This is a genomic window from Citrobacter sp. A316, assembly GCF_002042945.1.
GTDB classification, from domain to species: Bacteria; Pseudomonadota; Gammaproteobacteria; order Enterobacterales; family Enterobacteriaceae; genus Citrobacter; species Citrobacter portucalensis.
Genome location: NZ_MVFZ01000013.1, coordinates 1 through 10818, shown reverse-complemented (window position 1 = coordinate 10818; position 10818 = coordinate 1). Strand labels below are relative to the sequence as shown.

Annotated in this window: 9 protein-coding genes and 1 rRNA gene; 8 read left to right on the top strand and 2 right to left on the bottom strand. The window is 51.8% G+C overall.

From position 1 onward, the window contains the following. Positions 1 to 220 precede the first annotated feature (220 nt). The 7 genes from kup to rbsR all read left to right on the top strand — a co-directional run bounded on the left by kup (position 221) and on the right by rbsR (position 8167). The gene (kup, locus tag BZK41_RS16165; protein ID WP_003827003.1) at positions 221 to 2089 is read left to right on the top strand and encodes a low affinity potassium transporter Kup; all 1869 of its coding nucleotides are present in this window, start codon (positions 221 to 223) and stop codon (positions 2087 to 2089) included. Positions 2090 to 2281: 192 nt separating this feature from the next. Then, positions 2282 to 2701: a D-ribose pyranase gene (gene rbsD / locus BZK41_RS16160; RefSeq protein WP_079938802.1), complete on the top strand. Its 420-nt coding sequence runs from the start codon at positions 2282 to 2284 to the stop codon at positions 2699 to 2701. A 7-nt stretch (positions 2702 to 2708) separates the two neighbouring features. Next, positions 2709 to 4214: a ribose ABC transporter ATP-binding protein RbsA gene (rbsA, locus tag BZK41_RS16155; RefSeq protein WP_079938801.1), complete on the top strand. Its 1506-nt coding sequence runs from the start codon at positions 2709 to 2711 to the stop codon at positions 4212 to 4214. Positions 4215 to 4219: 5 nt separating this feature from the next. Further along, a complete protein-coding gene (gene rbsC, locus BZK41_RS16150) occupies positions 4220 to 5185 on the top strand; it encodes a ribose ABC transporter permease (protein ID WP_003826999.1) in 966 nt (321 codons plus the stop codon). Between the two features lie 24 nt (positions 5186 to 5209). Then, positions 5210 to 6100, top strand: coding sequence for a ribose ABC transporter substrate-binding protein RbsB (gene rbsB, locus BZK41_RS16145; protein WP_003023760.1), 891 nt, complete (start codon positions 5210 to 5212; stop codon positions 6098 to 6100). Positions 6101 to 6241: 141 nt separating this feature from the next. Then, positions 6242 to 7171, top strand: a complete 930-nt coding sequence (rbsK, locus tag BZK41_RS16140) for a ribokinase (RefSeq protein WP_003023758.1) — start codon at positions 6242 to 6244, stop codon at positions 7169 to 7171. A gap of 3 nt (positions 7172 to 7174) precedes the next feature. Beyond that, the gene (rbsR, locus tag BZK41_RS16135) at positions 7175 to 8167 is read left to right on the top strand and encodes a ribose operon transcriptional repressor RbsR (protein ID WP_139762615.1); all 993 of its coding nucleotides are present in this window, start codon (positions 7175 to 7177) and stop codon (positions 8165 to 8167) included. On the opposite strand, the gene mdtD is transcribed toward rbsR, so the two are convergent. Beyond that, on the bottom strand, positions 8133 to 9560 hold the full coding sequence (mdtD, locus tag BZK41_RS16130) for a multidrug transporter subunit MdtD (protein ID WP_079938797.1): 1428 nt from the start codon (positions 9558 to 9560) through the stop codon (positions 8133 to 8135). The genes rbsR and mdtD overlap by 35 nt on opposite strands. A gap of 1 nt (position 9561) precedes the next feature. Further along, entirely contained in the window at positions 9562 to 10266 is a 705-nt protein-coding gene (locus tag BZK41_RS16125) for a FadR/GntR family transcriptional regulator (protein ID WP_079938796.1), read from the bottom strand. Positions 10267 to 10743: 477 nt separating this feature from the next. On the opposite strand from BZK41_RS16125, the gene BZK41_RS16115 reads away from it, so the two are divergent. After that, positions 10744 to 10818, top strand: a 16S ribosomal RNA gene (locus tag BZK41_RS16115); the annotation flags it as partial.

The following is a 10818-nucleotide window of genomic DNA, read 5'->3' as shown; positions in this document are numbered from 1 at the left end:
TAATCTGGTCTCATTTAGGGGTACGATTTTGTGATTAATCGTGCATACTGTGCGCCTTTTTGTGGGCCAAGGGACGACGCACACATTTCTTATATATACACCAAATCAATCAAGCTGCACCAAGGCGGCAATGGAGTTTTCTTCTGGGATGGGGGGAATAACGAATGCAGCCCACACGGAGTGGCTTGAAAGATGATGTGTATAAACGAAAGACGAGTCTATGAGCACTGATAATAAACAATCATTGTCTGCGATTACCCTTGCGGCCATTGGGGTTGTCTACGGTGATATTGGTACCAGCCCACTTTATACGCTTCGTGAATGTTTGTCCGGCCAGTTTGGTTTTGGCGTTGAACGTGATGCCGTGTTTGGTTTTCTCTCGCTGATTTTCTGGCTGCTGATCTTTGTTGTCTCCATTAAATACCTGACGTTTGTCATGCGCGCAGATAACGCCGGAGAAGGCGGGATCCTGACGCTGATGTCATTGGCCGGGCGCAATACCTCGGCGCGAACAACCTCCATGCTGGTCATTATGGGATTGATAGGCGGCAGCTTCTTCTATGGTGAAGTGGTGATAACGCCTGCCATTTCTGTGATGTCGGCAATTGAAGGTCTGGAGATCGTTGCCCCGCAACTGGATACCTGGATTGTTCCGCTCTCGATAATTGTGTTGACCCTGCTATTTTTGATTCAAAAACACGGTACCGGCATGGTCGGTAAGCTGTTTGCGCCGATTATGTTGCTGTGGTTCCTGACGCTCGCGGTTTTAGGTGTACGCAGTATTATTGGCAATCCGGAAGTGCTGCAGGCGCTCAATCCGTATTGGGCGGTGCATTTCTTCCTCGAATTTAAAACGCTGTCATTTATCGCACTGGGTGCGGTGGTGCTGTCGATTACCGGTGTTGAAGCGCTGTATGCGGATATGGGCCACTTCGGTAAATTGCCGATTCGTCTGGCGTGGTTCTCCGTGGTATTGCCTTCACTGGTGCTGAACTATTTTGGGCAGGGCGCGTTGCTGTTAAAGCATCCTGAAGCGATCAAAAACCCGTTCTTCCTGCTGGCGCCGGACTGGGCATTAATCCCATTGTTGATCCTCGCCGCGCTGGCAACGGTCATCGCCTCTCAGGCGGTTATCTCCGGCGTCTTCTCGCTGACGCGTCAGGCCGTACGTCTTGGGTATTTATCGCCGATGCGTATCATCCATACCTCGGAAATGGAATCGGGCCAGATCTACATTCCTTTCGTTAACTGGATGCTCTATTTTGCGGTAGTTATCGTGATAGTGAGCTTTGAACACTCCAGTAACCTTGCCGCAGCGTACGGGATTGCGGTGACGGGAACGATGGTGCTGACCTCAATTTTGTCGACCACCGTGGCGCGCAAAAACTGGCACTGGAATAAATACTTCGTCTTCCTGATCCTGGTGGCGTTCTTGTGCGTCGATGTTCCGCTGTTCTCCGCGAACCTCGATAAACTGATTTCCGGCGGTTGGCTGCCTCTGACGCTGGGTCTGGTGATGTTCACCATCATGACCACCTGGAAAAGCGAACGCTTCCGTCTGCTGCGTCGCATGCATGAGCACGGTAACTCTCTGGAGGCGATGATAGCTTCTCTGGAGAAATCGCCACCGGTACGCGTGCCGGGAACGGCGGTGTATATGTCCCGCGCACTGAACGTCATCCCGTTTGCGCTTTTGCATAACCTCAAACACAACAAGGTGCTGCATGAGCGCGTTATTCTGCTGACGCTGCGCACGGAAGATGCGCCCTATGTTCACAACGTGCGTAGGGTACAGATTGAGCAGTTATCGCCCACCTTCTGGCGCGTGGTGGCCAGCTACGGTTGGCGCGAAACGCCGAACGTGGAGGAAGTGTTCCACCGCTGCGGTCTGGAAGGCTTAAGCTGCCGGATGATGGAAACGTCCTTCTTTATGTCGCATGAGTCGTTGATTGTCGGTAAACGACCATGGTATTTGCGTCTGCGCGGCAAGCTGTATCTGCTGCTACAGCGCAATGCGCTGCGTGCGCCGGACCAGTTTGAAATCCCACCGAACCGGGTTATTGAGCTCGGTACTCAGGTAGAGATTTAATCTCATCGACGCCCTCTTTCATCGCGAAAGGGGGCGTTTTGTTTTGCCCCTCCCAGTTTTCATTTCATCAAATGATAATCCTTGCGAAACGTTTCGATGACGATCACATTTTCGCAACGTCGCGGTGGTTTTGTGTCCACTCTTCGCACTACACTTATCTCCAGCGAAACGTTTCGCTAGTGGGGAAAGAAAATGAAGAAAGGCACGGTACTCAACTCTGAAATTTCAACGGTGATCTCCCGTCTGGGGCATACCGATACGCTGGTGGTGTGTGATGCAGGTTTACCCATCCCGAACAGCACAACGCGTATCGATATGGCATTAACCCAGGGCGTACCTTCTTTTATGCAGGTACTGGATGTGGTTACACGTGAAATGCAGGTCGAGGCGGCCATTCTCGCGTCGGAAATTAAACAACATAATCCGCAACTCCACGAAACGTTGCTCAACCATATTGAGCAACTGCAACAACACCAGGGAAACACCATAGAAATTCGTTACACCACGCATGAACAATTCAAAAAACAAACCGCAGACAGTCAGGCGGTAATTCGCAGCGGAGAGTGTTCTCCGTATGCGAATATCATTCTCTGTGCTGGCGTCACGTTCTGAGGCCATCATGAACGCATTACTGCAACTCAAAGGGATCGATAAAGCGTTCCCGGGCGTAAAAGCGCTGTCCGGCGCCGCGCTGAATGTCTATCCAGGCCGCGTAATGGCGCTGGTGGGCGAAAACGGCGCGGGAAAATCCACCATGATGAAAGTGCTGACCGGGATCTATACCCGTGATGCCGGTTCTTTATTGTGGCTGGGGAAAGAAACCACATTTAATGGCCCTAAATCCTCCCAGGAAGCCGGAATCGGCATCATCCACCAGGAGCTGAACCTGATCCCGCAACTCACCATCGCTGAGAACATTTTTCTCGGTCGTGAGTTTGTGAATCGCTTTGGCAAAATTGACTGGAAGAAGATGTATGCCGAAGCCGATCTGCTGCTCGCCAAACTGAATCTGCGTTTTAAAAGCGACAAACTGGTTGGTGAGCTGTCGATTGGCGATCAGCAGATGGTTGAAATTGCCAAAGTGCTGAGCTTTGAATCGAAGGTCATCATTATGGATGAACCGACGGATGCCCTCACCGATACCGAAACCGAATCCCTGTTCCGCGTCATCCGCGAGCTGAAATCCCAGGGACGCGGCATTGTCTATATTTCTCACCGCATGAAAGAGATCTTCGAGATTTGCGATGACGTAACCGTTTTCCGCGATGGGCAGTTTATTGCCGAGCGTGAAGTTGCAACGCTTACCGAAGACTCGCTGATTGAAATGATGGTGGGACGTAAGCTGGAAGATCAGTACCCGCGCCTGGAAAAAGCACCGGGTGATATTCGCCTGAAGGTCGATAACCTGTGCGGCCCTGGCGTAAACGATGTCTCGTTCACGCTGCGTAAAGGCGAGATCCTTGGCGTATCGGGGCTGATGGGTGCTGGACGTACCGAGCTGATGAAAGTCTTGTACGGCGCACTGCCACGCACCAGCGGCTACGTCACGCTTGATGGACATGAAGTTGTCACCCGTTCGCCGCAGGATGGGTTGGCTAACGGCATCGTCTATATTTCTGAAGACCGTAAACGCGATGGTTTAGTGCTGGGCATGTCGGTGAAAGAGAACATGTCACTAACCGCGCTGCGTTATTTCAGCCGCGCCGGTGGAAGCCTTAAACATAAAGATGAGCAGCAGGCGGTGGGTGATTTTATTCGTCTGTTCAATGTTAAAACCCCATCAATGGAACAGGCTATCGGTCTGCTCTCCGGTGGTAACCAACAGAAAGTGGCGATTGCGCGCGGTCTGATGACCCGGCCAAAAGTCCTGATCCTTGATGAACCAACGCGCGGTGTTGATGTTGGGGCCAAGAAAGAAATCTATCAGCTTATCAACCAGTTTAAGGCCGATGGGCTGAGCATCATTCTGGTCTCCTCTGAGATGCCAGAAGTATTGGGTATGAGCGATCGAATTATCGTTATGCATGAAGGGCATCTCGGCGGTGAGTTCACTCGCGAGCAGGCCACTCAGGAAGTATTAATGGCTGCCGCTGTGGGCAAGCTTAATCGCGTGAATCAGGAGTAAAAAAGATGACTACCCAGGCTGTTTCTGGTCGCCGTTATTTCACTAAAGCATGGCTTCTGGAGCAAAAGTCGCTCATCGCTCTGTTAGTGCTGATCGCGATTGTTTCCACCATGAGCCCTAACTTTTTTACCGTTAATAACCTGTTCAACATTCTCCAGCAAACGTCGGTGAACGCCATCATGGCCGTCGGTATGACGCTGGTTATCCTGACGTCGGGTATCGATCTGTCAGTCGGTTCTTTGCTGGCGCTTACCGGCGCGGTAGCGGCTTCGATTGTAGGGATTGAGGTCAATGCACTGGTGGCTGTTGCTGCGGCCCTGGCGCTCGGCGCGGCCATTGGCGCGGTAACCGGAGTGATTGTTGCGAAAGGCCGGGTGCAGGCGTTTATTGCAACGCTGGTGATGATGCTGCTGCTGCGCGGCGTGACCATGGTGTACACCAACGGCAGTCCGGTTAATACCGGGTTTACTGACAATGCCGATCTGTTTGGCTGGTTTGGTATTGGTCGTCCGTTAGGCATCCCTACGCCAGTGTGGATCATGGGGATTGTCTTCCTCGCGGCGTGGTACATGTTGCACCACACTCGTCTGGGTCGTTATATCTATGCGCTGGGCGGTAACGAAGCGGCAACGCGTTTGTCCGGTATCAGCGTCAGTAAAATCAAAATTATCGTTTACTCACTGTGCGGTCTGCTGGCATCGCTGGCGGGCATCATTGAAGTAGCGCGCCTCTCCTCTGCGCAGCCAACGGCAGGTACTGGCTATGAGCTGGATGCTATCGCAGCGGTAGTGTTAGGCGGTACCAGCCTGGCGGGTGGTAAAGGACGTATTGTTGGGACGCTGATCGGCGCATTGATTCTTGGTTTCCTCAATAATGGTTTGAATTTGTTAGGTGTATCCTCCTATTACCAGATGATCGTCAAAGCGGTGGTGATTTTGCTGGCGGTACTGGTAGACAACAAAAAGCAGTAACAACGATTACAGGACATCTTAAATATGAACATGAAAAAACTGGCTACCCTGGTTTCTGCTGTTGCGCTGAGCGCCACCGTGAGCGCGAATGCGATGGCGAAAGATACCATTGCGCTGGTGGTCTCCACCCTCAACAACCCGTTCTTTGTTTCTCTGAAGGATGGGGCGCAAAAAGAGGCGGATAAGCTGGGTTACAACCTGGTGATTCTGGACTCGCAGAACAACCCGGCGAAAGAGCTGGCTAACGTTCAGGACTTAACGGTTCGTGGAACTAAAATTCTGCTGATCAACCCGACCGACTCTGATGCCGTTGGTAACGCTGTGAAAATGGCTAACCAGGCAAAAATTCCGGTTATTACCCTTGACCGTGTTGCCTCCAAAGGCGAAGTGGTAAGCCACATTGCGTCTGATAACGTGCTGGGCGGCAAAATTGCGGGTGATTACATCGCGAAGAAAGCAGGTGAAGGCGCGAAAGTTATCGAACTGCAGGGTATTGCCGGTACTTCAGCGGCGCGTGAGCGTGGCGAAGGTTTCCAGCAGGCCGTTGCGGCACACAAATTTAACGTACTGGCCAGTCAGCCGGCAGACTTCGACCGCACCAAAGGCCTGAACGTCATGCAGAACCTGCTGACCGCGCATCCTGATGTGCAAGCCGTATTTGCCCAGAACGATGAAATGGCTCTGGGTGCGCTGCGCGCACTGCAAACCGCGGGTAAATCTGATGTGATGGTGGTTGGATTTGACGGCACTCCAGATGGCGAAAAAGCAGTAAATGATGGCAAACTGGCTGCGACTATTGCTCAGCTGCCGGATCAGATCGGCGCGAAAGGCGTTGAGACTGCGGATAAGGTCCTGAAAGGCGAGAAGGTTCAGGCTAAATATCCGGTTGACCTGAAGCTGGTCATCAAGCAGTAATACCGATTCAGGTCGCTCGCGGCCTGATGGAGACATAAATACGCCATCCCTGAACTCGGTTCTGCAGATGAAAGCGTAAAAAGAAAAGCAGGGCACGCGCCACCCTAACCCGGTGGCGCACTTTGACTTGGAACACCAAATATGAAAACCGCAGGCAACCTCGTTGTTCTTGGCAGCATCAATGCCGATCACATCCTTAACCTTAACTCTTTCCCTACTCCTGGTGAAACCGTAACCGGTAGCCATTATCAGGTCGCATTTGGCGGTAAAGGCGCGAATCAGGCTGTTGCTGCGGGTCGCAGTGGCGCGAATATCGCATTCATTGCCTGTACGGGCGATGATGATATTGGCGAAAGTGTGCGTAAACAGTTAGCCAAAGACAACATCGATATTGCGCCGATTAGCGTAATTTCGGGGGAATCGACCGGTGTGGCGTTGATTTTTGTGAATGGTGAAGGTGAGAACGTTATCGGAATTCATGCTGGGGCGAACGCAGCTCTTTCGCCAGCGTTGGTGGAAGCACAGCATGAGCGTATTGCTCAGGCGTCCGCCTTACTTATGCAGTTAGAATCGCCGATCGAAAGCGTATTGGCTGCGGCAAAGATTGCACATCAAAATAAGACCATGGTCGCCCTGAACCCTGCACCGGCACGTGAACTTTCTGATGAACTGCTGGCGCTGGTGGATATTATTACCCCGAATGAAACCGAGGCTGAAAAGCTGACGGGGATCCGGGTCGAAAACGATGAAGACGCGGCCAAGGCGGCGCAGGCATTGCACGCTAAAGGTATCCATACTGTACTGATTACCTTAGGTAGTCGCGGTGTGTGGGCCAGCGTTAATGGCGAAGGTCAGCGTGTGCCCGGTTTTAAAGTGGAAGCCGTTGATACTATTGCCGCTGGAGACACCTTTAATGGCGCGTTAATTACAGCGTTACTGGAAGAGACTCCGCTGCCTGAAGCGATCCGTTTTGCGCATGCTGCTGCGGCGATTGCGGTTACTCGTAAAGGCGCACAGCCTTCCGTTCCGTGGCGCGAAGAAATAGAAGCGTTTTTAAGTCAACAGAGGTAACGCTTGGCTACAATGAAGGACGTCGCCCGCCTGGCGGGTGTTTCCACGTCGACGGTTTCTCACGTCATTAATAAAGATCGCTTTGTCAGTGAGTCTGTCACTGACAAAGTAGAAGCTGCGATTAAAGCGCTTAACTACGCGCCCTCAGCGCTGGCGCGTAGCCTCAAGTTAAACCAGACCCGCACGATTGGCATGTTAATTACTGCCAGTACCAACCCCTTCTATTCTGAGCTGGTGCGCGGCGTTGAACGTAGCTGTTTTGAGCGCGGCTACAGCCTGGTACTGTGCAATACCGAAGGCGATGAACAGCGCATGAACCGTAACCTGGAAACGCTGATGCAAAAACGCGTGGACGGCTTGCTGCTGCTCTGCACGGAAACACATCAGCCTTCCAGAGAGATAATGCAGCGTTATCCTTCTATACCGACCGTGATGATGGACTGGTCGCCTTTTGATGGTGAAAGTGATCTGATTCAGGATAACTCCTTGTTGGGCGGGGATTTAGCCACACAACATCTTATTGAAAAAGGTTTTACGCGCATTGCCTGCATCACTGGCCCGCTGGATAAAACCCCGGCGCGTTTGCGTCTGGAAGGATATCGGGCAGCAATGAAGCGGGCGGGGTTGCCTGTCCCGGAAGGCTACGAGATTACCGGTGACTTTGAGTTCGGTGGCGGCTTTGCAGCTATGCAAACGTTGCTGTCGCATAAACAGCGACCGCAGGCCGTTTTTACCGGCAATGATGCAATGGCGGTTGGCGCGTATCAGGCTCTGTACCAGTCGGGATTGCGCATTCCGCAGGATATGGCGGTGGTGGGGTATGATGATATCGAGCTGGCGCGCTATATGACGCCGCCCCTGACGACCATCCATCAACCAAAAGATGAATTGGGCGAACTGGCCATCGATGTCTTAATTCACCGGATGGCGCAGCCCGCATTACAGCAACAGCGTTTGCAGCTTACTCCTGTTTTGATTGAGCGGGGGTCGGTTTAGGTTTGTGCCGATCTTTGATCAGGTTACGTCCATCTTTGGCTTTTAGCAGCATAAACATCAGCGCGGATATTACCGTGATAGCGCCCATCGTCATAAAGGTGTAGTGGAACTGCTCGACCGTATTGGTTCCTTCCATACCTTCATAGATACGCAGCACGGCGGCGCTGATGGCAACCCCTAAACTGATTGATAACTGCTGAGTAACGGCCAATACGCTGTTGCCGCTGCTGGCGTTTTCATCGGTCAGATCCGCCAGAGTGATGGTATTCATTGAAGTAAACTGGGTGGACATCGCCATACCTAAAATGAACAACGGCAGGATTAGCATCCAGACCGGCATGGCAGGAGATTGCAAAGCGAACTGCGCAATCATCAGGCCGATAAATACCGTAACACCCACCAGTGTGGTCCTGTAGCCGAGTTTGCGCAGAACCTGCGTCACCATGGATTTTGCCAGAATTGAACCCAACGCCGTTGGCGCCATCATGCAACCGGCTATCAGAGCCGGATATCCAAAGCCTACCTGCAGCATGAGCGGCATTAAGAAGGGCACACACCCTGTACCCAGGCGAGTGGCGAGGTTTCCGGCGATCCCAACAGAAAATGTCCGAGTCTTAAATATCGGAAGCGATATAAGCGGCGTTGGGTGACGACGCGCATGGCGAATATAGGCGAGTAGTAACAACACACTGGCAAGAATAATACCGAGTGCGACCCAGGTCTCGACAAGCTTCTCACCGAACAATTCAACGCCGCTGGAAAACAACACCAGGCTTAAACCAAACAGAAAGAAACCGGTCATATCAAAACCGCGGCGTGGCGTGGTGAAGTTCGGCATATATTTGCGGGCATAGAAGATACCGGCAATGCCAATTGGAATATTAATCAGGAAGATCCAGTGCCAACTGGCCCATGTAACCAGTACACCGCCCAATACCGGACCTAAAATCGGCCCCACAAGTCCAGGCATGGTGACGAAGTTAAGCACCGGAAGCAGTTCGCTGCGGGGGTAAGCGCGTAACAGTGCCAGACGGGCAACGGGCATCATCATGGCGCCACCGATACCCTGAATGACACGGAAAATCACCAGCTCGCTTAAGGAACTGGATAGCGCACAGGCCAGCGATCCCAGTGTAAACAGGCTAACGGCAATCATAAAGACGCGCCGAGTGCCGAACCTGTCTGCCAGCCATCCACTCACCGGGATAAGCATGGCGACCGTCAGGGTGTAGCTGATAATGGCCGACTGCATGGCGAGTGGAGAGCGGTTAAGACTATGTGCTATTGCGGGTAGGGCGGTATTGAGGATAGTGGCGTCTAGTGCCTGCATAAAAAAGGCCATGGCTGCTATCCACGGTAGCCCGGCCATACTGCGTGATTTCTTTTCCGACATATTATTTATCCGGTAGCACGTTCGGTGCTATCAGCAATGCCTGACAGGCAGCAAAGGCGCGATCGCCATCGCTATCATCTATTGCATCGACAATGGCCTGGTGCAAATCCAGTTTCACCACATCGTTATAGGTAATAGAGGTAAAGTAGGTCTGGTAAACCGAATGGAACAGAGATGCAAAGGAAATAAGGAACGGATTCGCACTCATTTCATAGATGTGCTCATGCCAGGCGATATCAACCTCAATCCAGCGTTCGCGTCTGAAATTTCTTTTCAGCTCGACCATCTCTTCCATTAGCGTGTTGAGATGCGCTTTCTGTTCAGCCGTACCTATGGTCGCCGCCAGTAAGCACGCCTGAGGCTCCAGGCTGATACGCATCACCAGAAAATGTTTAATAACCTGCGGGAAATTATCTTCCGTCATCCACCAGGTGAGTAGCTCCTGGTCGAGGAAGTTCCAGTTTGCTTGCGGCATAACGCGTGTACCAATACGTGGGCGCGGTAATACCATACCTTTTGCCGTTAATGTTTTTACCGCCTCTCTTACCGCAGTGCGACTCACGCCAAACTGATCGCCCAGCTCTATTTCGCCAGGCAATATAGCGCCCGGCGCGTATTCACCTTTTAATATTCGCTGAGCCAGCTTTTCGGCCAGAACGTAGGACAAGTTTTTCTGTGCGGCTAGCTGTTGGGCATTTAACGGCATGAATGTTCTTCCTTACTCTTTTTCTTATTCATTAGTATGCCACCTGGAAGTGTGATTGCGGCTGCAAAAACGGCAATTTGCTTATTTTATGGCATGTTAATGGTTGTTTTGGTGAAAAAACACGCACTCAGAAAGTTATTTTAAATTTCCCCTTGTCAGCCTGAAATAACTCCCTATAATGCGCCTCCACTGACACGGAACAACGGATTACAAGCCGCCGGGTCAGCGGGGTTCCACTGAGAACTTCGGCGAAGAAAGCGAAATTAAATGCTTGACTTCGTAGCGGGATGGCGTAATATGCACACCCCGCGCCGCTGAGAAAAGCGAAGCGGCACTGCTCTTTAACAATTTATCAGACAATCTGTGTGGGCACTCGAAGATACGGATTCTTAACGTCGCAAGACGAAAAATGAATACCAAGTCTCTGAGTGAACATACGTAATTCATTACGAAGTTTAATTCACGAGCATCAAACTTAAATTGAAGAGTTTGATCATGGCTCAGATTGAACGCTGGCGGCAGGCCTAACACATGCAAGTCGAACGGTAGCAC

Coding starts and splice junctions, on each gene's coding strand:
- kup (WP_003827003.1), top strand. CDS start 221: ATGAGCACTGATAATAAACAATCATTGTCTGCGATTACCCTTGCGGCC.
- rbsD (WP_079938802.1), top strand. CDS start 2,282: ATGAAGAAAGGCACGGTACTCAACTCTGAAATTTCAACGGTGATCTCC.
- rbsA (WP_079938801.1), top strand. CDS start 2,709: ATGAACGCATTACTGCAACTCAAAGGGATCGATAAAGCGTTCCCGGGC.
- rbsC (WP_003826999.1), top strand. CDS start 4,220: ATGACTACCCAGGCTGTTTCTGGTCGCCGTTATTTCACTAAAGCATGG.
- rbsB (WP_003023760.1), top strand. CDS start 5,210: ATGAACATGAAAAAACTGGCTACCCTGGTTTCTGCTGTTGCGCTGAGC.
- rbsK (WP_003023758.1), top strand. CDS start 6,242: ATGAAAACCGCAGGCAACCTCGTTGTTCTTGGCAGCATCAATGCCGAT.
- mdtD (WP_079938797.1), bottom strand. CDS start 9,560: ATGTCGGAAAAGAAATCACGCAGTATGGCCGGGCTACCGTGGATAGCA.
- BZK41_RS16125 (WP_079938796.1), bottom strand. CDS start 10,266: ATGCCGTTAAATGCCCAACAGCTAGCCGCACAGAAAAACTTGTCCTAC.